Raw genomic sequence first — 22227 nt, 5'->3', positions numbered from 1 at the left:
TGCGACGAGCTCGTCGGGGGCCTCCTCGGCGAGGTGGTGGCCGGAGTCGATCCCGTGGCCGGACACGGTCGTGGCCCAGTCACGCCAGATCGCCAGCGGGTCGCCGTACAGGTCCTCGAGGTCGTCACGGAGCGACCAGAGCACCAGCAGCGGCATGGCCAGCCGCCGGCCCGCGGCCCGGTCCGCCTCCTCGTGCTCGCGGTCGATCGTCAGCCCGGCGCGGTAGTCCTCCAGCATGGCCCGGACGACGTCCGGGTCGCGCACGGCTGTGCGCCACTCGGCGTGGTTCTCCGCGCCCATGACGTCAGGGTCGCCGCGGTACCAGCTGTCGGGGTCGGCGTTGATGACCCGCTCGGGGATGTCGGGCTGGGCGAAGAAGAACCAGTGCCACCACGCGGTCGCGAACCGAGCATCGGCGCGGCGCAGGTGTTCGCTGATCGGGATGCAGTCGATCAGCACGACCCGCTCAACCCGGTCCGGCTGGTCCAGGCCGAGGCGCAGCGCGACGTAGCTGCCGCGGTCGTGCCCGACGACGGCGAACTCGTCGTGGCCCAGGTGGGTCATCAACCGCGCCACGTCTCCAGCGACCGCGCTCTTCGAGTGAGCGCTGTGGTCCGCCGTCGGCGCCGGCCCGCGGGAGCGTCCGTACCCCCGCAGGTCCGGTACGACGACCCGGAAGCCGGCCTCCACGAGGGCCGGGGCGACGGCATGCCACGTCGAGCCGGTCCGCGGATGGCCGTGCAGCAGGACCACCGGGTCGCCGCACCCGCCGTGCCGGACGTGCAGCCGCGCATCGCCCACGTCGACGTCCTCGACGGTGAAGCCCTCGAACATCCAGCAACCTCCCACGTGTGCGTCGTGATCACGTGGGTGGTGCCCAGCGGGTGGTTCCTCAGCCGACGGCGGCCGGCGGCGCCGGCTCCGGCGACGGCTCGCCACTGGCAGCGATCGCGCCCGCGGCGATCCACTCGTCCGCCGTACCCCAGACGGGGAGGGTACGGATCCCCATCGGGCTGGTGTGGCCGACGGCGCGCCAGTAGTCGAGGACCTTCTCGGCCTCGGTCTTGGTGGCGAAGGCGCCAGCACGCACCTCGGCGACGTCGGAGTGCTCGATCGCGAGCCTGATGGGGACGTGGACCTCGAGACGCTCGCTCATGGATCACCTTCCGGGTTAGACCGGTTCGGTGCCAGGGAGCCGGGTTGACTGAACCACCACGGTACGCCGAATGGGTGGCCGGACCAAAGGGTCGTCCCACTACTGGCCCACGGGGCGTCAGTAGTGGGCGAGGACCTGCCGGACCGGGTGCCCGAGCAGCCCTTCCGCCGTGGTGAGCTCGGCAGGCTGGAGCTCGTAGACCTCGCGGGTCCCGTTCATGACCGTGATCTCGAACTGCGCGAACCTGACTGGCTAGTCGTAGTCGAGATCGGTTCAGCGACAACGCTGAACCGCAGCACGGCACGTTAACGGGGGTTCGTGTCTCGCGGATGGTCCCGACGGGCACTCAAAGAAGCGCGATGCTCAACAGCGTCATTGTGCTCGCAATGGCTGCGTACGCGACTGACCCCGGCGGTGCGTCGAAGAGGCCCAAGGTGCCGAATGCGACGGTTCCAAGGCCGCGATCGCGACGAGAAGGATGCGACGCATGTTCATGAGGTCGGGTTGACCTGTCGTGCGGGAGTCCACGACCTGGTCGTCGTCCCGCATAGACTGCCGGCGAAGGCGACGCCGAATCGCAGCCGCGAGCCCAACTAAGCGAAGAACTGCTGGCTGGCTGCGCACCGTCGTGCCCGACGACACCAAGATCAAAGGCTCGCAGGTAGTTGAGGAGCCAGCCCTTCGGCTCAAAGGCCAGACGCTCCACCCTCGCACCATGCGGTCTACGTAAACTCCGCTGGGACTCGCCGGGCCTTCGTTCTGCCGCAATGATTCCACCGGCCAACATCACGTTTGGGAGATCGTCCACGCGTGTGCGATCCGGGATGGAGCGGAGTAACGTGGTGGAGTCCGGGGCCTGGCCGGGATAGGCAGAGTCTCCCTGGACCGGGAGGGCGTGATGATTGCATCTGATCCATCCGAGCCGGCGTTCCGGCCGACTGCGAGGGTTCCATTGCGGATCCTGCTCGACAATGGGTTTCCGTCGGGTCCGCTCGACGGCGCGTGGTGGCCCCAGTCGCGAGACCTCCAGATCGAGTGTGCTGACTTGGTCGACCACCTCCCCGGCTTGGTCGGTCTGCCTTCCCGACTGCTCTTCTCCCGACCGGACTGGGACGCCGTCGCGGAGGGTGCTTCGGAGCGCGTGATCACGGCGAGCCATGGCACCGTCCCAGTTGGCGCCTTTCCGACCGACGATACGCATCTGCTGATCGTCGTGACGTCCTCGGGGGAGCGCCTTCATCTGCTCGTGATTCCCAGCGGGACGGAGATCGATGTCGCTGAGGATCTGATGCGTCGAGCCGCTGACGAGCGGAACGTGAGTTCGGCAAGTGTTCTCCTCGAGACGGCGCGTAGCCACTTCGGCGGCGTTGTGCCCTTCGAGGTGGGTGTGTGGGAAGACGACGGCGGCGCTGGGGAGCGTGATCTCTCCTAGCCTCGGCAGGTCCCGATCTCCGGTGGCACGGTAGCCGTTTGCCGGGAGACTTGCGAATGCCACGTTCAGTCGCGCTCCACCTTGTCGCGTCTGTTTCGGCGGAGCTTGAGACGCAGCTGGGTGATGCGACCGATCCCGACGACAGCCACTACGGCGCCTCCGCCGACGGCTGCGATCAGCATGGCGAGCCCGAGAGGGATCTGCCCGTCGGTGCCAAGGAACCGAACGTCGACGTTCGTCGAGTTCTGGAGCATGAAGATGATCAGCAGTAGGAGAAGTACGAGCGCGATGCCAACGGCGACCCAGGCAGCGCTGAGGCGGGTGGTGCGGAGCCGCCGTGGCCTGGCCGCCGGCCGGGGCTCGGGGTGCGTAGGGTTCCTGGTGGGTGGGGTCCGGTCGCTGCTCGGTGGCATGGGTCCGGTGGTCAAGGTCGGTCCAGTCCTAGGGGCTTCCTCATTCGGTTCACCAGGTCACCTGGTCGCTCGGTTCGCCCGGTTCATGCGCTGGCGATCGAGATCCAGGCGGTGGCGATGATCGCGGCCCACAGGAGAGCTCCCAGGATCCATAGCCAGGTGGTCATGCCGGCGACACCCGCGGTGGGTTCCGGGGCGAGCTGGGTGGGCGCCAGGCTGCTCGGTGAGCGGCGCCGACGGCTGCGATCTGTGATTGCAGCTCGAGTTTGGTCAGGATCGACTTGACCTGGCTCCGCACCGTTGCCACGGCGACGACGTTCGTGCGGGCGATCTCTTGGACCGGTTCGCCGTTCATCAGTGCGCCGAGGATCTCCATCTCGCGTAGGGTCAGCCGGTCGAGTCGGACTCGTGTGGCCCGCGACTCGTCCCCGTCGGCGCGTGCTGTCTCGATCAAGGTCGCGCGCTGTTCTCGGCTCATCAGAGGCAGGCCGTCACGGACTCGTCGGGCCGTATCCGCCAGTTCCTCCAGTGAGCACGTCTTGTGCAGGACGTCCTTCGCGCCCAAGTGTATCGCAGCCCCCCATCGGGCCCGGTCGGTGGTGTCGGTCAGGAGCACCACTGTCGCCCCGGATGCAGCCAGTGGGGCGACGAGTCGGAGTCCGTCGCCCACCGGCCCCAGGCGATGCTCGAGTAGTACGAGCCGTCCAGCGCTACGTAGTGCGGCGGCCAGCACGGTGGCCAGCGACGCGTGCTGCTCACCAGGGTCGATCACCGTGACGATGAAGCCCTCGGGGTCCAGTGCCATCGCGAGAGAGTGAGCGAAGAGAACGTGAGGGTCGATGACGGTGATCCGCACAGGTCGCCGGTTGTGGCCGTGCCGCACTGCGTCCGCGGTCGTCGCGCCGTGTCGCAAAGCGTGATGGGGCGGAACGCGTTCTGGTTGTGGGGATCGACCAGTTGTCGTCGGCGTTGGCCCCGAAAGCTCGGACATGTGATTCCCCCTGGCGTTCCAACACGAAGAAACTCGCGGGGTCCAGGCGGGTCTGTATCGACCTTCATATCACCTCAGTTCACCGTGCGCTAGGAGCTCGCGGAGCGTCGGGTTCAAGGCAGGGTCTGTCCGGGGGGTGCGGAACTGGGTCATGCCATCGCTCTCAGGGACGGTGAGGAGTATCTACCCGACGGGCACTCCCGAGCAGGAGGCGCGGCCTGCCAGTCTGGGCTCTGTCCGCTCCACCGCGCGGTTGGTCAGTCAGGCGTAGAGTGGTGGTGACTGCCCAGTTCCGGAACCTACCGGCGTGGAGCAGCCCGAGAGGCGGACGTCATGACGACGTCGAACAATCCCGTCCATGCTTCCTCGCCCGCGCGTGGTTCGTTGCGACTCCGGATGGTGGACCACCCCGGACGCGACCGTGTGGATGGCGGATGGTGGCCTCGTAGCCACGACCTGGTGGTCGAGTTGGCCGATCTGGTCGACCACTTCCCGGCGCGGTTAGGCAAGGTGGGGTGGGCCTCGGTGTCGCGCCCGGATTGGGCCGTGGCACCGCCGCGTGTCGCTGTCGCCGATGGTTATGTGAAGGTGGGTTGGCTTCCCCAAGCCGACGATCACGTCGTGAGGCTCAAGACAGCAGAGCGAGCCGTGTTCTACCTGCTCGTGGTCCCGCCCGACTTCACTGATGACCAGGGCGCGGAAGCTCTGCTGGCCGCGTCGACGCACGGAGACAAGCATTGCGCTGCGGACATTCTTGACCTTGTCACAGAACATCCCGATGTCGATCCTGCTGATCGTTGGACCGACAACGGCACGACATGGTGGGGGCCCCACGCCGTGGCACCGTCATTCCACCCAGCAAGGTCAGGAGGGTAGCGCCGTGTCCTACCTGATGCTTTACGGGAGCGGCTGGACCCAGCGGTGGAGGATCGCCGTGGGCATGGAGGACGACGTCCGGTCGCAGATCTCCCAGGTCGGCAACGAGACGACCGGAGTGCTGAATGTCCTCGATCCTGGCTCGGACAACGAAGCAACTCTGGTGGTGTCGTGGGCCCGGGTCGCGGCGGCCGTCGTCCTCGACACGGCGGCCGAGGAGACGAGGAGCTCGACTGGGCAGTACGCGTGAGGTGGGATCAAGCGGTGCCGGGCGTAGTGATCCGGTATCGACGCTGGATGCGGTGATGAGCCGCGACGTTGCGGGCGGAGAGAACCGCTTTTTGACGAGCTGCACCCCGATGAGCTGTCTCAGATGGTTGCTGTTTCGATCAGGTTCGCGCCGCGTCAGGAGCGGCGTAGGTGCTCCACGCTCAGGGTGCGGGTCACGACCTGGCGGGCGACGTCCTTGACCGGGTGGTTGTTGCGGCGGCTGTAGTCGCGCATCAACCGGAATGCTTGGTCGACGTCGATCTCGGCGCTTGCCATGAGCACTCCCTTGGCCTGCTCGATCAGGACCCTGTTGTCGAGTGCGGTCTGGAGTTGCTCGGCGATCAGCCCGGACTGGCGGACGGCGCGCTCCTGGAGGAGCCCGATGGTCGCGATGTCAGCGAGCGCTTGGCCCATGGCGACGTCGTCCTCGCTCAGGTGGGAGTCGGCCGCGCAGAACAGGTTCATCGCACCGACCACGGAGTCGCGTAGGCGCAGGGGGATCGCGTGGGCTGACGCGAAGCCGACCTCGGCGAGGGCTGTGCTGAACCGCGGCCACCGCTCCCGGGACTCGCCGCCGCCCACGTTGACGACCGGACGCGCGCTCTGGAAGCAGTCGAGACACGGGCCCTCGTCGTTTTGCAGTTCGAGGAGCTCGAGGAGCTGGGCCCGGTCGCTCGTGGAGGCCACCACGTGCAGGACGCCGCGGGCGTCGGCCAGGATCACGCCGGCGGCATCGGCATTGAGCAACTCGACGCTCCGCTCGGTCAGGGTGGAGAGGAAGTCGAGCGTGTCGAACTCGTCGACGAGGGTGTCGGCGAGCTCGACGAAGACCTGCGCCAGCCTTTGCTCACTTGTCATGGTCTTCGCCTCCACTGTCGCGGACCAGGGCCTGGCGGGCCGTGTCTGTGTCAATCATCTTCGCTCTCCTCTGGGTGGATGCGCAGCCGTCCCGCGAGGACGTCGCGGGCAACGTCGAGCAGTGAGCGGTCTGCGGCGAAGGCGTGGGCGCGCAGGAGAAGCAGTGCCTCGGTCATGCCGACCGACGCTTTGACGGAGAGGAAGCCCGTCGCTTGGTGGATCTCGGCGCGGTGGGCCACCGGAGCACCGAGGTCGGGGTGCAGGGCGTCGCGGGTGAGATCTACGGACGGGATCCGGTCCTGCAGATGGAGGAGCACGACGACGGCAGCGCCCCCGTAGGCCTGTGCGGCCGTCTGCTGCTGTACGTCGAGTCGGCCGGGGGCGGAGCGGTACATGCTCAGGCTGCCGAGCCGGACCCCGCCGACGCTGAGCGGGACCGCGGTGACGGCTCTGACCCCAGCAGCCAGCGCGGCCGGGGCGAAAGCCGGCCAGCGCAGCAGCACTCCGTCACCGAGGTCGTCGCTGCCGACCGTGCGGTCGTAGCGCGAGGCGTCGAGGCTCGGGCCCTCGCCAAGATCGAACTGGATCTCCTCAAGACGAGAGGCGACGGCGCCCGACGTACCAATGACCGCCTGATGACCGGCCGCGTTCATGAGAGTCATCCCCACACCGGCCAGCCCGAGTGACTGTTCGCAGTCGATGCACAGCTGGTCGGTCAATGGCTTTCCGTCGCGGTGCCGCGCTCCGATGGCCGCGAGGATCTGCGTCGTCGTCGTCACGTCGTGCTCACCCCTTTGCCGTTAGGAATGCAGGGGTAGCCTCGACGAATAAGGCCACCTCGGACCCCGGCGGCGCGATCTGCGACATCCGGGAGTAGTCATGTCGACCAGTGATCCTCGAGGCGCGGTGCTCCGCAGCGACTACGGCGAGTTGGTGCGGGAGATACGGCGACGAGGACTCCTCCACCCTAGACCTGCCTTCTACGCCCGACTCGGCGCCCTCGCCCTGGCGGCGCTCGCCGTCCTGGTGCTGGTCCTCTTCCTGCTGCGCGACTCGTGGTGGGCTCTCCTGCTCGCGCCCGTGTTCGGTGTCGTGTCGGCGCAGATCGCCTTCCTCTCCCACGACGCCGCCCATCGCCAGATCGTCCGCAGCCGCAGGCTCACCACAGCGCTGTGCCTGACCCTCGGCAACCTGCTCAACGGCCTCAGCTACGGATGGTGGACTGCCAAGCACGACGCGCACCATGCGCACCCCAACGACCTGGAGTCAGATCCGGACGTCGCCGCCGGCGTGTTCGTCTTCGGCGCGGACCAGGCTGGCGAACGCCGCGGTGGGCCAGCCTGGATGACCCGGCACCAGGCCGCCCTGTTCTTCCCGTTGCTCACGCTCGAGGGGTTCAACCTGCGGGCCGAGGGCGTGCGCGCGCTGCTGCGCCCCGGCATAGCGCACCGATCGGCCGAGGGCCTGTTGCTGTTCGTCCACCTTGTGCTCTACCTGGCGCTCGTGGTCAGCGCCCTGACCTGGCTCCAGGCGATCGTGTTCGTGGTCGTCCACCAGGCGGTGCTCGGCGTCTACCTCGGCTGCTCGTTCGCCCCGTCTCACAAGGGAATGCCGGTGCCCACGGCGGAGGAAGCTGCGGACCCGCTGCTGCGCCAGGTGATCTGTTCGCGCAACATCCGCGGCGGCCCGTTCATCGACCTGGCACTCGGCGGCCTCAACCTGCAGATCGAACACCACCTGTTCCCCAACATGCCTCGCCCCAACCTGAGGCTCGCCCGGCCGGTCGTGCGCCAGCACTGCCAGGAGCGAGGGATCGCCTATGCCGAGACGACCCTGCTCGCGTCGTACCGACTGGCGCTGGGGCACCTCCACCAGGTCGGGCTCGCCGTACGTGGACCGTCAGCACCACGAAAGAAGGCAACGCCATGACCACCAACGACCGGGCTCCGCTCAGAATCTCGATCAACCCCAGCTCATCGACCCGGCGTCTCGACGGTGCCTGGTGGCCCCAGTCGCGCGACCTCCAGGCCGAGGGGGCCGACCTGATCGACAACTTCCCGAGCAACATCGGCCGCCCGGCGCGCCTGCTGTTCTCCCCGCCCGACTGGGACACAGAGCCCGACCGACCGTCCACCCGCCGGATCAAGGCTCAGCGCGGTTTCGTCAAGGTCGGCTCGTTCCCCGAGGACGACACCCACCTGGTGACCGTCATTCTTTCCTCGCGCGAGCGACTCGAACTGCTCGTGATCCCCAGCAGCACGCACACCGCGACCGCACGGACCCTGATGGACGCGGCCACCGACGAACGCAACATCCTCTCGGCTGCCGACCTGCTCGTCGCCGCGAGCGCCGGTCCCCCCAACAAGGGAGCGGAGTCTGAAGAAGCGACATGGGAGAACGACGGCGGCACCCGCCCTCAAGCGACGTGACCGGGGCCTGGGTGCGCCGAGGCGAGGACTGACGCAACGTCGCCCTTGGCACCGACTCGAACGCGGCACGAGCTACCCCTTCGGGCGAACACGCTCGAACGCGGCCCGGTGGAGGATCTTGCCGGCGTATACGCGCCGCGTCTCCTTGGTTGTCCCGAGCAGATCGGCACCCAGCAGGCCGCTGTCCTGCACTCCGGGCGGAGGCGGCTTGGGCCGGCATGGCGGTGATCCTCGCCCTGCTCACTCCCACGTCGGTCTGGGTGTCCCAGGACGTGAGGATCGCGAGCGTCCTGAAACGCAGGGCTCGTCGGGATGTTCCTCGTCCCGGGCTCCACGGGTCTTCTCCGCGGCGCTCGGCAACCTGAGTGCCGCCATCGATGCGGGTCGTGGTGATCTAGGTTTCGCGGCCCAGACCCAGGTGGCCGTGAGGACGCGACACCGTTCGTCGTGGCCGCGGCGAACAGGGGAGCCGGAGCGACGGCGGTCCAGTCGGCGCCGTCTCGGTGACCTGCTCCTCGAGATGGCGATGGCCCCGGAGAGTCCGGGGCCATCGTTGACCGAATATGAGTAATTCGATCAATTTGCGACCTAAATGTCGTAGTACAGCTCGAACTCGTGCGGGTGCGGCCGCAGTTGCACCGGCGCGATCTCGTTCGCCCGCTTGTAATCCACCCAGGTCTCGATGAGGTCGGGGGTGAACACGTTGCCGACGGTGAGGAAGTCGTGGTCGGCCTCCAGCGCGTCGAGCACGGCACCGAGCGAGGTCGGCACCTGGGCGATCTCGGCCATCTCGTCCGGCGGGAGCTCGTAGATGTCCTTGTCGATCGGGGCGGCCGGCTCGGTCTTGTTCTGGATGCCGTCGAGGCCGGCGAGCATCAGGGCCGAGAAGGCGAGGTAGGGGTTCGCCGACGGGTCGGGGAAGCGGGTCTCGATGCGCTTGGCCTTCGGGTTGGTGCCCGTGATCGGGATCCGGACCGAGGCGGAGCGGTTGCGCGAGGAGTAGACCAGCGAGATCGGGGCCTCGTAGCCCGGCACCAGGCGGTGGTACGAGTTCACCGTCGGGTTGGTGAACGCGAGCAGCGCGGGGGCGTGCTGGAGGATGCCGCCGATGTACCAGCGGGCGAGGTCCGACAGGCCGCCGTACCCGGTCTCGTCGTAGAACAGCGGCGAGCCGTCCTTCCACAGCGACTGGTGGACGTGCATGCCGGAGCCGTTGTCACCGAAGATCGGCTTCGGCATGAAGGTGACCGACTTGCCCTGCTCCCAGGCGGTGTTCTTGATGAGGTACTTGAACTTCATCACGTCGTCCGCGGCCTTGAGCAGCGTGTCGAACTTGTAGTTGATCTCGGCCTGGCCGGCGGTGCCGACCTCGTGGTGGGCCCGCTCGACCTGCAGGCCGCACGCCTCGAGGTTCTTGACCATGTCGGCGCGCAGGTCGCTGTAGTGGTCGTACGGCTCGACGGGGAAGTAGCCACCCTTGAGCCGGGTCTTGTAGCCCTTGTTGTCCTCGTCGGCCTTGCCGGAGTTCCACCAGCCCTCGACGGAGTCGATGTGGTAGTAACCCTCGTTGACGCCGGTGGAGTAGCGGACGTTGTCGAAGATGTAGAACTCCGCCTCGGGGGCGAAGAAGGCGGTGTCCGCGATGCCCGTGCTCGAGAGGTACGCCAGCGCCTTCTTCGCGATGTTGCGCGGGTCGCGGGAGTAGGCCTCACCGGTGATCGGGTCGTGGATGAAGAAGTTGACGTTGAGCGTCTTCGACTTGCGGAACGGGTCGATGTAGGCCGTCGTCGGGTCGGGGTAGAGCTGCATGTCCGACTCGTTGATGGCCTGGAAGCCGCGGATCGAGGAGCCGTCGAAGCCCAGGCCGTCGTCGAAGACGGACTGGTCGAAGGACGAGACCGGCACGGTGAAGTGCTGCATGATGCCGGGCAGGTCGCAGAAGCGGACGTCGACCATCTCGACGCCCTCGTCCTTGATGAACTTGAGCAGCTCTTCGCTGTTGTTGAACATTCGTTCCTCCTTGGCTGCGCCTGTCGGAGCGAGCCATTCGGTCAGCTGGTGACGGTTGGGGCCGGCGGCGCTCCCTCGCGTCGCTTCTCCTGCGTGCAACCTACCGAACAGGCAGTTTCCCGGCCGTCACTGATGTGTTTCCGCCATGTAACAAGATGCCCGACGACCAGCAGCCGGGCGCCCGCATCGCGGGCACCCGGCTGGCCGGATCGAACGGCGGATCAGCGGATGAAGAGCATCTCCTGGTACGTCGGCAGCGGCCACAGGTCGTCGGCGATGAACGTCTCGATCTCGTCCGCCGCCTCGCGGATCTGCAGCATGGCCGGCAGCACCGCGTCGCGGTAGTACGCCGCCTCGGCGAGGCCCTCGTGGCCCTCGTCGCCGGCCTTCGCGGCGTCGAGCGCGGCGATGCCCGCCCGCAGCGCGGCGACCAGCTCGGTGACCTTGAGCAGGTCGGTCGTGTCGGCCTCGACGCCGGCGGCCTTGAGGGCGGCGACGTTGGAGGCGAGCTCGGTCTGGTAGCGGACCGCGGCCGGGAGGATCGTGGTCTTGGCGATCTCGCCGGTCAGGTTCGCCTCGACGTTGATCGTCATGACGTACTGCTCGACACCGACCTCGAAGCGCGACTCGAGCTCGGCCTCGCTGAAGACGCCGTACGTCGAGAACAGCTTCTTCGACTCGGGGGAGATGTACTCCGGGAGCGCGTCGACCGTCGTACGGAGGTTCTTGAGGCCACGGACCTCGGCCTCCGCGTGCCACTCCTCGGAGTAGCCGTTGCCGTTGAAGACGACCGTTCCGTGCTGTTCCATGACCTTCGCCAGCACCGACTGGACAGCGGCGTTGAACTCGGCGCCACCGGCGACGGCGGCCTCCAGCTCGGTCGCGATGTAGTCGAGGGCCTCGGCCATGATCGTGTTGATGACGACCATCGGGGCGGCGACGGTCTGGTTCGAGCCCGCGGCGCGGAACTCGAAGCGGTTGCCGGTGAAGGCCATCGGCGAGGTGCGGTTGCGGTCGCCGGCGTCCTTGGTCAGGTCGGGCAGGGTGTCGACGCCCACGGAGAGGACGCCCTTCTGCTTCGACGAGGTCGCGCCACCCTTGGCGATCTGCTCGAAGACGTCCTGCAGCTGGTCGCCGAGGAAGATCGAGATGATCGCCGGGGGAGCCTCGTTGGCGCCCAGGCGGTGGTCGTTGCCGGCCGACGCGATCGACAGGCGCAGCAGGCCGCCGTACAGGTGGACCGCGCGGATGACGGCGGCGCAGAAGACGAGGAACTGCGCGTTGTCGTGCGGGTTGTCACCCGGGTTGAGGAAGTTGCCCTGGTTGCCGTTGCCGAACGAGAAGTTCACGTGCTTGCCCGAGCCGTTGACGCCCGCGAACGGCTTCTCGTGGAAGAGGCACTCGAAGCCGTGGGTCTTCGCGATCGACTTGAAGGTCGACATGATCAGCTGCTGGTGGTCCGAGGCGAGGTTGGCGCGCTCGAAGACCGGGGCGATCTCGAACTGGCCGGGGGCGACCTCGTTGTGGCGGGTCTTCGCCGGGACGCCGAGCTTGAAGAGCGCCCGCTCGGTGTCGTGCATGAAGCCCAGGACGCGCTCGGGGATGGCGCCGAAGTAGTGGTCGTCGAACTCCTGGCCCTTCGGCGGCTTGGCGCCGAACAGCGTGCGGCCCGCGTTGAGCAGGTCGGGGCGCGAGTTCACGAACGAGGTGTCGACCAGGAAGTACTCCTGCTCCGGGCCGCAGTAGGACACGACGTTGTCGATGTCCTCGTGGCCGAAGAGCGCCAGGACGCGCTTGGCCTGCTCCGACATGGCGTGCTGCGAGCGCAGCAGCGGGGTCTTGTGGTCGAGCGCCTCACCGGTCATCGAGACGAAGATCGTCGGGATGCACAGGGTGTTGCCGTTGGGGTTCTCGAGGATGTACGCCGGCGACTGGACGTCCCAGCCGGTGTAGCCGCGCGCCTCGAAGGTCGCCCGGATGCCGCCGTTGGGGAAGGAGCTGGCGTCGGGCTCGCCCTGGACCAGCGTCTTGCCGGAGAACTCCCAGACCGCCGTACCGTCGCCCACGGGCTCCATGAACGAGTCGTGCTTCTCGGCGGTGAGGCCGGTCAGCGGGTAGAAGACGTGCGCGTAGTGCGTCACGCCGCGCTCCATCGCCCAGTCCTTCATCGCCGAGGCGACGATGTCGGCGACGGCGGGGTCGAGCTTCTCGCCCTTCTGGATGGTCGCGGCGACCGACTTGAACACCGACTTGGGGAGACGCTTCTGCATCACTGCGAGCGAGAAGACGTTCTCGCCGTAGATGGCGCCCGTCTTCTCCGCCGCGTCGAAGAACGCCGCCGGCGCCTCGTTGGCCTCGATGTCGCGGATCGCGCCCAGGCGGGTCGGGTTCGCAGTCATGGTGAAACTCCTGGTGTTCGTGGCAGGGGTGGTCGCGCCAGCGACCTACGCGTGAACGCTAGGTGTTCCAGATTTCGCCCGGTTGCCCGATTGTTTCGGGGATGTAACAGGTCTGCCGAGGAGTGTGGCGCCGGTCACTCCGGGCTCTCGCCTACGCTTGCGGCCGTGCCACCGTCGTCCGCCCGCCAGCCCGTCGCCCCGTCCTTCGAGACTGCGTCGTGGGGACGCCGCATCCTCGCCCTGCTCGTCGACTGGCTGATCTGCACCCTCGCCGTGATCGCCGTGTTCGGCGTCGACGAGTACACGACCACCGGCTCGGCCGCCTCGTTCATGGTCCTGCCCGTGTACGTCGTCGAGTCGGCCCTGCTCACGTGGCTCGCCGGCGGCTCGATCGGCAAGCTGCTGACCGGGCTGTGCGTCGTACCGGCGGACGGGCGGCTGCGCAAGCTCAACCCGCTCAAGGCCCTCGGTCGCCAGGTGCTGGTCGCGCTGGTCATCCCGCCGCTGGTCTTCCGCGCCGACGGCCGTGGCCTGCACGACCTCTTTGCGGGCACCTCGACGGTCACCTTCGCGACCCTGCGCACCCTGCTGAAGTAGCCCTGCTCCGGGCGCTGAGTGCCGCGGCGATCTGGTCGAAGAAGTCGTCAGGCCGCAGGCGAAGCCCGAGCAGCGGCAGCCTGAGCACCCGGTCGCCGTCGAGGACGAGGGCGTTCTGCCGGAGCGCGTCGCCCACGACGTTCTCGGCCCAGGTGTGGTGGATGCCGTCGATCTCGACGACGAGACCGAAGTCCGGCCAGTAGAGATCGAGGTAGTAGCGACCTCGCCGGTCCCTCCTCAGCACCTGCCGGTCAGGCCGGGGCAGGCCTCGTCGGGTGAGCTCCGCTGCGATGTCGAGCTCGCCGAGGGAGCGCGCGCCGTCGAGCAGGTCGTTCACCACGGCACCCAGGAAGGATCGCCTCTTGTCGCGCCGGACGCGCAGCACCTCGGTCCCGAGCTGGTCCGGAGTCGCGAGGCCCTGTTGCACGGTGAGCGTGAGCAGGTACGCCGCCTGCTTGTCCGTGCGGGCCCACAGTGCCGCGCGGACCGCGGCGACGGCCGGCCGCGTGCGCGGGATCCCGCTCGGCGCCCGGTCGTCCTCCTGCCAGCGACGCGTCTGCCGGATGTCATAGGCGGCGGTACGGCGCGCTCGCGCTCCCCGCGGCACGGACACCCGGATCCGGTCGAGCTCGAACCGTCTCAAGCCCGAAGCAACCAACGATGCAGCGCCGTCCAGCTGAGCCCGGGGACCCGCCTGGAGGACAGCGGCCCACAGGTGTCCCTCGGTCGACAGGGGCCCGGTGCGGACGGCAACCGTCTGGTCGCCGATCCGCTGCCATCGCTCGGCGCGCAGGTGGGCGCCGACCTCCCAACGCGTGACGCCGAGCCCGTAGAGCTGGCGGCGAGACACGACGCCACCCTGACGTCTCGCGAGGTCGGTGACGGCGTTGGTGCGCGGGTCGTCGACGGTGGTGACGTGTCGGCGGTGGTGTCGTACGGGTGTGGTCATGGGGCGAGGGTGGACGCGCCGACCCCGGTTGTGCAGGCGCGCCTTTGCTGCCTGTGGATCAACCTGCTCCCGACGGGCCTTGTGGACAGCTGACGGACGACACCGAGGGACGCGAGACGTCATACCGATCGTGGGCGATCGCCCACGATCGGTATGACCTCCGGCCGACGAGGACCGCGAGGTTGCTCAGTAGCTGGCCAGCCTGGGCTCGGCCTCGATCGCGCGCAGCGCCTGGCCGGTGCCGTTGATGGTGACCGTGCCCGGGATCTGGTGCCACGGCCCGCCGTCGACGCGGTAGCGCCCGGTGTACGTCGTGCCGAGGCTCGGGCGGTAGGTGTCCTTGCGCAGGTAGTTGTGGGTCACCCGGAGGCTCGGGTACGGCGCGCCGGGGTCGCTGGTCGAGAGCCGCTCGCCGTCACCGAAGCTCCAGTGGAAGGTGCTCGGGGTCGCCTCGAGGGTGACCCGGCGGCCGAGGAGGGTGACCGTGCGGGCGATCGGTCGGGTGCTGGTCGTGTAGAAGTTCGTGTCGAAGTTGACCAGGGTCAGGCCGTCGGGCGGCTGGATGACGAGCTCGCCGGCGGGGAGCTTCAGCTCGGCGAAGGCGTTGCGGATGAGGCCGACGGTGAGGACGGGGGTGGTCGGCTCGGCGTACTGCTGGCAGAAGCTGATGCCAGCGGGGGCATTCGACTGATCGATGACCGCCTCTGCCCCGGGGCACGCACCAGAACCAGCTGCGAAACCGGGGTCGGCCGACTTTCCGCCAACGCCGGAGACGTCGGCGCTGCCCTGTTGACCGTTTCGGATGCCTTCCTCGGCAGCTTCCACGACCAGGCTGTTCGAGGTCGTGCTGCCTGTTGTGCTCGGCGATGGCTTTGGCTTGCTGTCAACGGCGTTGGCGGGAGACGCGGCCCACACAACGCCAGCGAGGAGGAAGGCAGCAGTTCGAAGCATGTCAATCGACCTGCATCACGTCGAGCCGCCAACTGTCGTTGGCCGACCAAAAGAGAACCATGACGAAGATGTCGGTGCCTGCAGCGCGCTGGTCAGCCGTGCCGTCGCCGTCATAGATTGTCTGCTCGTCATGTGAAACCTCGGCGCGTATGCGGAAGCCGTACGCCGATTCCGATGCTGTGGTCAGCTCGGACGCCTTCAGGACCCGACTCGAGTTCGTCCCTCCTTCGACGTGGCCGCCCTTCGCGTACTGATCGTGGAGCCTGTCGTTGATGCCCGTGCACGCATCGCAATTGGGGCCCGACACCCGCTTCAGTGCCTTCACATCCCCGGTTGCCTGCGCGTAATTGATCAGGTCCCAGTAGTACGTGATGAACGCCCGTGCCCCGGCCTCGGTCGCCTTCGTCGCGGCGTCCGGGAGCGCAGGCTCGGTCGGCTTCGCCGTGGCGCTGGACGTCGGCGTCTCCGGGTTGCCGGTCGGCGTCGACGTGGAGCCGGGGTCGCCGGGCGATGGGTCGTCGTCGGAGCAGCCCGCCAGCAGGGCGAGGGCGGCCAGGGACGCCGCCAGGGCGGCGCGGAGCGAGCGCATGGGTCCTCCCGAGAAATGACTGCGCCCGGACCGGGGACGCGCAGAGACGCTAACCCGATCCGGGCGAGTGGCGCCACCGGGAGGCGGCGAGCTGTGGAGGACGGCGGGTGTGGGGGCTGCGGGGGTCTCGTGACGGTTGCTGCGCAACCTCCTCGACCACCGGGCCGATCACCGGGCCGACAGCCGGGCCGGTCAGCGGCCGCGGAGGTTCCCGCGCATGCCCTTCATCGACGTCGGCACCGGACCCCGCGGGATCGGGGCCTTGGGGCGCTGGGCGTCCAGGGCGCGCAGGCGCTGGCGGAGCTCGGTGATCTCGGCGGGCTTGACCTGGCGGCCGAGCTTGCGGACGTGCTGGACCAGCTTGGTCAGCGGGACCTGGCCCTCGTCGTTGCCGACCAGCACCTCGTGGACGGGGTACTCGCCGACGACCCGCTCGTGCTTCCTGTGCTCGCTGATGAGCAGCTGCTTGACCCGGCTCGGGTTGCCCTCGGCGACGAGCACGATGCCCGGGGGGCCGACGACGCGGTGGACCATGTCCTGCTGCTTGGTGAAGCCGACGACCTCCTCGACCACCCAGCCGCGACGCAGCATGGTGAGCGCGCGGGCGGCGGCGCCGAGCTGGCCCTCGAGGCGCTTGAAGGCGGCGCGCTGGGCGCGGCGGCCGAAGACCACGATGACCGCGAACAGGCCGATCAGGAAGCTCGCGAGGCCGGCGAGGATCCAGCTGAAGACGGAGTCGTTGTGCGGCAGGACGAGGCGGAAGAGCGCCATGCCCAGGCCGCCGAAGACCAGGAAGGAGCCGAGGAGCCACCAGCGGATCGACGGGTCGACCTCCCGCGTCATGCGGTAGGTCTCGAGGATCTGCCGACGACGGCTCATCGTGGAGGGGTCGAGGGGCGTGTTCGACATGGGGTGCTGCGATCTCCTCGGCTGGGACTTCAGGCGGATGCTTCGGCCCGCGCGTCGCGCGCGGCCATCGCCTGACGATACAGACGACCGGCCCGGTACGACGAACGGACCAGCGGTCCCGAGAGGACTCCGGCGAACCCGATCTCCTCGGCCTCGGCGGCGAGCTCGACGAACTCCTCGGGCTTGACCCACCGCTCCACGGGGTGGTGGCGCGGCGAGGGACGCAGGTACTGGGTGATGGTCACCAGCTCGCAACCCGCCTCGTGCAGGTCGCGCAGGGCCTGGGAGACCTCCTCGCGGGTCTCGCCCATGCCCAGGATCAGGTTGGACTTCGTGACCAGCCCGAACGCCCGGGCCTGGGTCAGCACGTCGAGGGAGCGGTCGTAGCGGAACGCCGGACGGATCCGCTTGAAGATCCGCGGCACCGTCTCCACGTTGTGGGCCAGCACCTCGGGCCGCGACTCGAACACCTCGGCCAGCAGCTCGGGACGGCCGTTGAAGTCGGGGATCAGGTTCTCCACCCCGGTGCCCGGGTTGAGCTCGTGGATCGCGCGGACGGTCTCGGCGTACAGCCACGCGCCGCCGTCAGCGAGGTCGTCGCGGGCGACGCCGGTGATGGTGGCGTACTTCAGCTCCATCGCCTGGACCGACTCCGCGACCCGGCGGGGCTCGTCGCGGTCCAGCGGCTGGGGCTTGCCGGTGTCGATCTGGCAGAAGTCGCAGCGGCGGGTGCACTGGTCACCGCCGATGAGGAAGGTGGCCTCGCGGTCCTCCCAGCACTCGAAGATGTTGGGGCAGCCGGCCTCCTGGCAGACCGTGTGCAGGCCCTCGGACTTCACCAGCTTCTGCAGCGCGGTGTACTCCGGGCCCATCTTCGCGCGGGTCTTGATCCACGAGGGCTTCCGCTCGATCGGGGTCTCCGCGTTGCGGACTTCGAGGCGGAGAAGCTTGCGTCCCTCGGGCGTTGCAGTCACCCGGCCAGCCTACTCCTGGCCCCATGCGCCCCCGGCATCGCGAGCCGACTGGTGAGTAGCCGCTGCTAGGGCACGTCGCGGCGGCCGAAGGACACGAACGATGCGACGCCGCCGACCAGCAGGAACGAGCCCAGGTAGAGCGAGGCGTCACCGAAGGTGACCACCTCCTCGCAGTCGTAGTAGCCGTCGTACCCGTCGACCTCGCTGCCCTCGTCGGAGCAGGCGTCCTCGGACCAGTAGGTGGTCCCGTTGTCGATCAGCGCGAGCAGGTTGACGGCCGGGTTCCACCGCTCGCTGATGCCGACGGCGGCGAGCAGCAGGCTGCCGGCGACCGACGCGCCCAGCAGGATCCCGATCGTCGCGACCGTGCTGCGGAAGAGCATCGTCAGCACGAACCCGAGGAGCGCGGAGGCGGCGGCGACACCGGCCGACCGCCAGCCCATCTGGAAGGCGTGGAGCAGGTCGCCGTCGGCGAGGGTGTCGCGGGAGCCGGCGACGAGGCCGAGGACGGCCCAGTACGCCGTCATCACGACTGCCGCCACGAGCAGCGCCCCGCCCGTCGCGACCAGGGCCTTCGCCGTCCAGACGCGGGTCCGGCGCGGCTCGAAGAGGAGCTGGTTGCTGACCGAGCCGCTGTTCCAGTCGTGACCGGTGAAGGTCGTGCCGGCGAGCAGGAGCAGGATGGCGAGGACCGAGGCGACGGCGACACCCGAGTTGCTCTCCTCGTCACGGAGCCGGAGCGTGTCGTAGTAGCCGTACTCGTCGGCGTACTCGTCGGCGTCGGGGATCTGCGCGGCGCACGCGGCCGCAGCGTCCTCCCCGGTGGCCTCGATGCCCCAGTCGGTGGGGTTCTCGGTGCAGTAGTCGAGCTCGGACTGCCGGCTCATCTCCGCATCGCGCTCCAGCTGGGCGATGTCGGCGTCGGAGGGCGGCTGCGTGTTGAGGATGGTCACCACGCCGATGAAGGCCGGTACGGCGACGCAGGCCGCCATCAGCAGCTGGACGGCACGACGACGGAGGTAACGGCGTACCTCGACGAGGAGGAGCCGGACGTAGGCGTTCACTGGGCACCGCCCAGCTGCTCGGAGCGGGTGAGCTCGAGGAACACCGTCTCGAGGTCGGGCCGGAGCGGGGTCAGCTCGCTCAGCCAGATGCCGGCCTCACCGAGCACCTGGGTGATCCGCGCCGGGTCGGCCGCGTCCACCCGCAGGGCGTCGCCGTCGACCGTGGCGGCGAGCTCGGCCCGCGCCAGTGCCTCCGCCGCGCGGGCCGGGTCCGCGACGACCACCCGGTGCACCGTGCTGGTGCCGAGGAGGTCGTCGACCCGCCCGGAGGCGAGCAATCGGCCGTTGCCGATGATCGTGGCCGAGGTGCACACCTGCTGGACTTCGGCGAGGATGTGCGAGCTGAGCAGGACGGTCACACCGGCCTCACCGAGGCCGCGGATGGTCTCGCGGATCTCGCGGATGCCGGCCGGGTCGAGGCCGTTGGTCGGCTCGTCGAGGATCAGCAGCGCGGGGTCCTTGAGCAGCGTGGCGGCGATGGCGATGCGCTGCTTCATGCCGAGGGAGTACGACTTGTACTTCTCCTTCTCGCGCCCGGAGAGCTGCACGGTCTCGATCGCCTGGTCGACGCGCGCCTTCGGCGCACCGATGGAGCCGGCGAGCAGCTCGAGGTTGAGCCGGCCGCTGAAGTTGGGGGAGAACTTCGGCGACTCGACGACCGCGCCGACCCGGCCGATGACGTGGGGGAGCCGCTGCGGCACCGGCTCGCCGAAGAGCCGCATCGTGCCGCGCGTCGGGCGGACCAGCCCGAGCAGCATCCGGATCGTCGTGGTCTTGCCCGAGCCGTTGGGCCCGAGGAAGCCGTGGACACCCCCGCCGGCGGGGACCGCCAGGTCGAGGTTCTGTACGGCGACGCGCACGCCGCGCCGCACGGAGCGGAACTCCTTGCGCAGCCCGCTGGTCTCGATCACGAGATCGCTCATCCTGCCTCCCACTGGCACCCACCGGCCCCACAGCCGATGAATACCGAGTATGGGGTCAGCGAGCGGGGTAGGTGAGGACCGCCACGCCGACGGGCGCGTCGGGCTCCGTTCGTGACGCTGCCGGCACCTTGGCGGGGTCGGGCCGCGGCTCGTAGTCGGGCGTGGCGTCGTACGCGCGCCAGGAGAGGTAGTCGGCGAGGTGGCGCCGGACCGACTCGAGCACCTCGGTGACCGGGACGTCGCGGCCGAGCTCGCGGGTCAGCGAGGTGACCCCGGCGTCGGAGATGCCGCACGGGACGAAGCGGTCGTACCAGCCCATGTCGACGTCGCAGTTGAGCGAGAAGCCGTGCATCGTGACGCCCTTGCTGACCCGGATGCCGATCGCCGCGATCTTGCGCTCGGGGCCGCGCTCGTCGGCCTTCAACCACACGCCGCTGCGCCCGGGCACGCGGGCGGTGGTGACGCCGAAGTCGGCGCAGACCGCGATCAGCGCCTCCTCGACGCGGCGGACGTAGTCGACGACCTTGACGTGGTCGGGCAGCCGGACGATCGGGTAGCCGACCAGCTGGCCAGGGCCGTGGAAGGTGATCTGACCGCCGCGGTCGACGTCGATGACGGGCGCGCCGCCCGGGTCGGCCGGCCGGTCCGCGGGCTTCGTGCGCTTGCCGGCGGTGAAGACCGGCGGGTGCTCGAGCAGCAGCACGGTGTCGGGCAGGGCGCCGTCGACGACCTGCTGGTGCACCTCGCGCTGCAGCTCCCAGGCCGCCATGTACTCGATCGCGTCGGGGCCGAGCCCGGCCTCCCGGAAGTCCAGCGTCACGATCGCCAGCGTACTCCCGGGGCTGTGGATGACCGGACCCACGTCGCGCCGCGAAGGCGCAGGATCGGGGCATGCGGATCCCCGCCCCACGCTCGGCCCCCGCCGCGGTCCTCGTCGGTGCCGCGGTCGTGCTGCTGCTGGCCCTCGCCGTGGTGGTGGTCGCCGTCGTCCACCACCCTCCATCCCGTACGACGAAGGCCGCCCCCACGACGGCCGTCGCGCCCGCCGCCCGCGACATCGGCGTGGTCGATGCCGTGGGGTCGCTGGCCGTCCTCCGCGACTGGGACCGGGCGCGTTCGGCGGCATGGGAGGCGGGAGATCCGGCCGCGCTGCGCGACCTGTACGCCCACGGATCGGCGGCCGGCCGGGCCGACGTGGCGATGCTGCGCCGGTGGACCGCCCGTGGGCTGCGGGTGGAGGGGATGGCCATGCAGGTGCTGGCCGTCGAGCTGCGCCTGCGCACCTCCCGGCGGCTGGTGCTGGTGGTCACCGACCGGCTCGTGGGTGCCGTCGCGGTCGGCCCCGACGGGCGGCGTACCGACCTGCCGCGGGACGGGGCGACCCGGCGGCGGCTGGAGTTCCGGAGGACCGGCGCCGACTGGCGGCTGGCGTCGGCCCTCGAGGTGGAGGCCGGCGCCGCCGACCTCAGCCCGAGAGGCCGGTTCTGAGCACCGCCTCGACGTCGGGGTCGGCGAAGGTGTGGCCCAGGTCGAGCAGCGCCTGCGGTCGCAGGTTGAGGGAGCCGAGCAGTTCGGGCGCCATCGGGCCCGCCGCGACGCGGATGACGGGGGAGGGCACCGCGAAGAAGGCCGGTCGCCGGACCAGTCGGCCGAGGGTCGCCGTGAACTCCTTGTTGGTCGCGGTCGTCGGCGCGCACAGGTTGGCGGGCCCGGAGGCGGTCGGGTGCTCGACGAGGAAGGCGGCGGCCGCGACCCAGTCGCGCAGCGAGATCACCGGGTAGAACTGCTCGCCGCTGCCGATCCGCCCGCCCAGGCCCGCCTTGAACTGCAGGCTCTGCGACTTCAGCGGCTGGCTGGCCCGGTCCTGCACGGGCGCCGTCCGCAGCCTGACGACGCGGGCGCCGGCGTCGACGGCGGGCTGTGTCGCGCCCTCCCACTCGCGGGCCACCCGGGTGAGGAAGGCGTGGCCACGGCTGTCGGAGGACTCGGTGAGCGCGGCGGAGCCGTGGTCGCCGTACCAGCTGACGCCGGAGGCGTTGACCAGCGCCGGCGGCGTCGGCGCGGCCGCGATCGTCTCGGCGAGGAGGCGGGTGGTCGTCACCCGGCTGGCGAGGACGTCGCGCTCCCACTTCTTCGAGTGCGGGTTGCCGACCAGGGGTGCACCGGCGAGGTTGACCACGACGTCGGCTCCCTGCACGACGGCGGTGTCGACCTTCCCGCCCTGCGGGTCCCAGGGCGACTCCCCGGAGCGCGCCGGGCGGCGCACGAGCGGCGTGACGGTGTGGCCGCGCTCGCGCAGCTCGGTCACGAGGTGGCGACCCAGGAAGCCGGACGAGCCGGCGACGACGACGGACAGGCGAGGGGAGGAGGTCACGTCGAAAGCCTGCCACCCGGGCGATGACGTGGCAGCCTGTGCCACGCACAAGCCCTGGAGGGA

The 22227-nt window shown here is 69.3% G+C and carries 24 protein-coding genes; 7 read left to right on the top strand and 17 right to left on the bottom strand.

Annotation, left to right across the window (positions count from 1 at the left end; all coding sequences use genetic code 11):
- Positions 1-834, bottom strand: an 834-nt coding sequence (locus tag BJ993_RS24330; RefSeq protein ID WP_179651835.1) for an alpha/beta fold hydrolase, incomplete at its 3' end; no start/stop codon positions are given.
- A gap of 58 nt (positions 835-892) precedes the next feature.
- Positions 893-1156 (bottom strand): hypothetical protein, encoded by a 264-nt coding sequence (locus BJ993_RS24325; protein ID WP_036544797.1) that lies wholly within the window; start codon positions 1154-1156, stop codon positions 893-895.
- An 898-nt stretch (positions 1157-2054) separates the two neighbouring features.
- On the opposite strand from BJ993_RS24325, the gene BJ993_RS24320 reads away from it, so the two are divergent.
- On the top strand, positions 2055-2588 hold the full coding sequence (locus BJ993_RS24320; RefSeq protein ID WP_257026981.1) for a DUF5994 family protein: 534 nt from the start codon (positions 2055-2057) through the stop codon (positions 2586-2588).
- A 65-nt stretch (positions 2589-2653) separates the two neighbouring features.
- Here BJ993_RS24320 and BJ993_RS24315 read toward each other — a convergent pair whose 3' ends face one another.
- Together BJ993_RS24315 and BJ993_RS24310 are read right to left on the bottom strand one after the other, a co-directional pair.
- The gene (locus BJ993_RS24315) at positions 2654-3016 is read right to left on the bottom strand and encodes a lipopolysaccharide assembly protein LapA domain-containing protein (protein WP_218864786.1); all 363 of its coding nucleotides are present in this window, start codon (positions 3014-3016) and stop codon (positions 2654-2656) included.
- Positions 3017-3164: 148 nt separating this feature from the next.
- Complete coding sequence (locus BJ993_RS24310) at positions 3165-3806, bottom strand: LuxR C-terminal-related transcriptional regulator (RefSeq protein ID WP_179651831.1); 642 nt, start codon at positions 3804-3806, stop codon at positions 3165-3167.
- Between the two features lie 519 nt (positions 3807-4325).
- On the opposite strand from BJ993_RS24310, the gene BJ993_RS24305 reads away from it, so the two are divergent.
- Together BJ993_RS24305 and BJ993_RS24300 are read left to right on the top strand one after the other, a co-directional pair.
- Positions 4326-4868: a DUF5994 family protein gene (locus tag BJ993_RS24305; protein ID WP_179651829.1), complete on the top strand. Its 543-nt coding sequence runs from the start codon at positions 4326-4328 to the stop codon at positions 4866-4868.
- A gap of 4 nt (positions 4869-4872) precedes the next feature.
- The gene (locus BJ993_RS24300; protein ID WP_179651827.1) at positions 4873-5118 is read left to right on the top strand and encodes a hypothetical protein; all 246 of its coding nucleotides are present in this window, start codon (positions 4873-4875) and stop codon (positions 5116-5118) included.
- Positions 5119-5273: 155 nt separating this feature from the next.
- Here the strand turns inward: BJ993_RS24300 and BJ993_RS24295 are convergent, their stop codons facing one another.
- Both BJ993_RS24295 and BJ993_RS24290 read right to left on the bottom strand, forming a co-directional pair.
- Positions 5274-5996, bottom strand: a complete 723-nt coding sequence (locus BJ993_RS24295) for a GAF and ANTAR domain-containing protein (protein WP_179651826.1) — start codon at positions 5994-5996, stop codon at positions 5274-5276.
- Positions 5997-6046: 50 nt separating this feature from the next.
- Positions 6047-6775, bottom strand: a complete 729-nt coding sequence (locus BJ993_RS24290; RefSeq protein ID WP_036544804.1) for an ANTAR domain-containing protein — start codon at positions 6773-6775, stop codon at positions 6047-6049.
- A 127-nt stretch (positions 6776-6902) separates the two neighbouring features.
- On the opposite strand from BJ993_RS24290, the gene BJ993_RS24285 reads away from it, so the two are divergent.
- Together BJ993_RS24285 and BJ993_RS24280 are read left to right on the top strand one after the other, a co-directional pair.
- Positions 6903-7925 (top strand): fatty acid desaturase family protein, encoded by a 1023-nt coding sequence (locus BJ993_RS24285; protein WP_308645701.1) that lies wholly within the window; start codon positions 6903-6905, stop codon positions 7923-7925.
- A complete protein-coding gene (locus tag BJ993_RS24280) occupies positions 7922-8425 on the top strand; it encodes a DUF5994 family protein (protein ID WP_036544808.1) in 504 nt (167 codons plus the stop codon). Before BJ993_RS24285 ends, BJ993_RS24280 begins: the two co-directional genes overlap by 4 nt.
- A gap of 588 nt (positions 8426-9013) precedes the next feature.
- On the opposite strand, the gene glnA is transcribed toward BJ993_RS24280, so the two are convergent.
- Positions 9014-10435 (bottom strand): type I glutamate--ammonia ligase, encoded by a 1422-nt coding sequence (gene glnA, locus BJ993_RS24275; RefSeq protein ID WP_036544810.1) that lies wholly within the window; start codon positions 10433-10435, stop codon positions 9014-9016.
- A gap of 221 nt (positions 10436-10656) precedes the next feature.
- A complete protein-coding gene (locus BJ993_RS24270) occupies positions 10657-12834 on the bottom strand; it encodes a glutamine synthetase III family protein (protein WP_179651818.1) in 2178 nt (725 codons plus the stop codon).
- 165 nt (positions 12835-12999) lie between these two features.
- Here BJ993_RS24270 and BJ993_RS24265 point away from each other — a divergent pair, with 165 nt between their 5' ends.
- Positions 13000-13431 carry an RDD family protein gene (locus tag BJ993_RS24265; RefSeq protein ID WP_036544814.1) on the top strand — a complete coding sequence of 144 codons (432 nt, stop codon included), beginning with the start codon at positions 13000-13002 and terminating at the stop codon, positions 13429-13431.
- Here the strand turns inward: BJ993_RS24265 and BJ993_RS24260 are convergent.
- From BJ993_RS24260 to lipB, 8 genes are all read right to left on the bottom strand, one after another.
- Positions 13397-14380: a putative endonuclease domain-containing protein gene (locus tag BJ993_RS24260; RefSeq protein ID WP_179651816.1), complete on the bottom strand. Its 984-nt coding sequence runs from the start codon at positions 14378-14380 to the stop codon at positions 13397-13399. The genes BJ993_RS24265 and BJ993_RS24260 overlap by 35 nt on opposite strands.
- Before the next feature lie 186 nt (positions 14381-14566).
- Complete coding sequence (locus BJ993_RS24255) at positions 14567-15205, bottom strand: PKD domain-containing protein (protein WP_179651814.1); 639 nt, start codon at positions 15203-15205, stop codon at positions 14567-14569.
- A gap of 127 nt (positions 15206-15332) precedes the next feature.
- Complete coding sequence (locus BJ993_RS24250) at positions 15333-15920, bottom strand: DUF6318 family protein (RefSeq protein WP_179651812.1); 588 nt, start codon at positions 15918-15920, stop codon at positions 15333-15335.
- Between the two features lie 192 nt (positions 15921-16112).
- Positions 16113-16829 carry a DUF4191 domain-containing protein gene (locus tag BJ993_RS24245; RefSeq protein ID WP_051932189.1) on the bottom strand — a complete coding sequence of 239 codons (717 nt, stop codon included), beginning with the start codon at positions 16827-16829 and terminating at the stop codon, positions 16113-16115.
- Between the two features lie 29 nt (positions 16830-16858).
- Positions 16859-17803 (bottom strand): lipoyl synthase, encoded by a 945-nt coding sequence (gene lipA / locus BJ993_RS24240; protein WP_179651810.1) that lies wholly within the window; start codon positions 17801-17803, stop codon positions 16859-16861.
- A 65-nt stretch (positions 17804-17868) separates the two neighbouring features.
- Positions 17869-18867: an ABC-2 transporter permease family protein gene (locus BJ993_RS24235; protein WP_179651808.1), complete on the bottom strand. Its 999-nt coding sequence runs from the start codon at positions 18865-18867 to the stop codon at positions 17869-17871.
- A complete protein-coding gene (locus BJ993_RS24230) occupies positions 18864-19790 on the bottom strand; it encodes an ABC transporter ATP-binding protein (protein ID WP_179651806.1) in 927 nt (308 codons plus the stop codon). The genes BJ993_RS24235 and BJ993_RS24230 overlap by 4 nt, the downstream gene beginning before the upstream one ends.
- 55 nt (positions 19791-19845) lie before the next feature.
- Complete coding sequence (gene lipB / locus BJ993_RS24225; protein WP_444547292.1) at positions 19846-20610, bottom strand: lipoyl(octanoyl) transferase LipB; 765 nt, start codon at positions 20608-20610, stop codon at positions 19846-19848.
- 71 nt (positions 20611-20681) lie between these two features.
- Here lipB and BJ993_RS24220 point away from each other — a divergent pair, with 71 nt between their 5' ends.
- Positions 20682-21278, top strand: coding sequence for a hypothetical protein (locus BJ993_RS24220; protein WP_179651804.1), 597 nt, complete (start codon positions 20682-20684; stop codon positions 21276-21278).
- Here BJ993_RS24220 and BJ993_RS24215 read toward each other — a convergent pair.
- A complete protein-coding gene (locus tag BJ993_RS24215; RefSeq protein WP_179651802.1) occupies positions 21256-22164 on the bottom strand; it encodes a TIGR01777 family oxidoreductase in 909 nt (302 codons plus the stop codon). The genes BJ993_RS24220 and BJ993_RS24215 overlap by 23 nt on opposite strands.
- Between the last annotated feature and the right edge of the window lie 63 nt (positions 22165-22227).

The sequence above is a fragment of the Nocardioides aromaticivorans genome, from assembly GCF_013408525.1.
Taxonomy (GTDB): domain Bacteria; phylum Actinomycetota; class Actinomycetes; order Propionibacteriales; family Nocardioidaceae; genus Nocardioides; species Nocardioides aromaticivorans.
This window is presented reverse-complemented; position numbering and strand designations above follow the sequence as displayed.

Bases quoted from the DNA above. Each gene is read 5' to 3' on its own strand.
- BJ993_RS24320 (WP_257026981.1), top strand. From the start codon at position 2,055: ATGATTGCATCTGATCCATCCGAGCCGGCGTTCCGGCCGACTGCGAGG.
- BJ993_RS24325 (WP_036544797.1), bottom strand. From the start codon at position 1,156: ATGAGCGAGCGTCTCGAGGTCCACGTCCCCATCAGGCTCGCGATCGAG.
- BJ993_RS24220 (WP_179651804.1), top strand. From the start codon at position 20,682: ATGCGGATCCCCGCCCCACGCTCGGCCCCCGCCGCGGTCCTCGTCGGT.
- BJ993_RS24245 (WP_051932189.1), bottom strand. From the start codon at position 16,829: ATGTCGAACACGCCCCTCGACCCCTCCACGATGAGCCGTCGTCGGCAG.
- BJ993_RS24260 (WP_179651816.1), bottom strand. From the start codon at position 14,380: ATGACCACACCCGTACGACACCACCGCCGACACGTCACCACCGTCGAC.
- BJ993_RS24250 (WP_179651812.1), bottom strand. From the start codon at position 15,920: ATGCGCTCGCTCCGCGCCGCCCTGGCGGCGTCCCTGGCCGCCCTCGCC.
- BJ993_RS24280 (WP_036544808.1), top strand. From the start codon at position 7,922: ATGACCACCAACGACCGGGCTCCGCTCAGAATCTCGATCAACCCCAGC.
- BJ993_RS24310 (WP_179651831.1), bottom strand. From the start codon at position 3,806: ATGGCACTGGACCCCGAGGGCTTCATCGTCACGGTGATCGACCCTGGT.
- BJ993_RS24230 (WP_179651806.1), bottom strand. From the start codon at position 19,790: ATGAGCGATCTCGTGATCGAGACCAGCGGGCTGCGCAAGGAGTTCCGC.
- BJ993_RS24270 (WP_179651818.1), bottom strand. From the start codon at position 12,834: ATGACTGCGAACCCGACCCGCCTGGGCGCGATCCGCGACATCGAGGCC.
- BJ993_RS24295 (WP_179651826.1), bottom strand. From the start codon at position 5,996: ATGACAAGTGAGCAAAGGCTGGCGCAGGTCTTCGTCGAGCTCGCCGAC.
- glnA (WP_036544810.1), bottom strand. From the start codon at position 10,435: ATGTTCAACAACAGCGAAGAGCTGCTCAAGTTCATCAAGGACGAGGGC.
- BJ993_RS24305 (WP_179651829.1), top strand. From the start codon at position 4,326: ATGACGACGTCGAACAATCCCGTCCATGCTTCCTCGCCCGCGCGTGGT.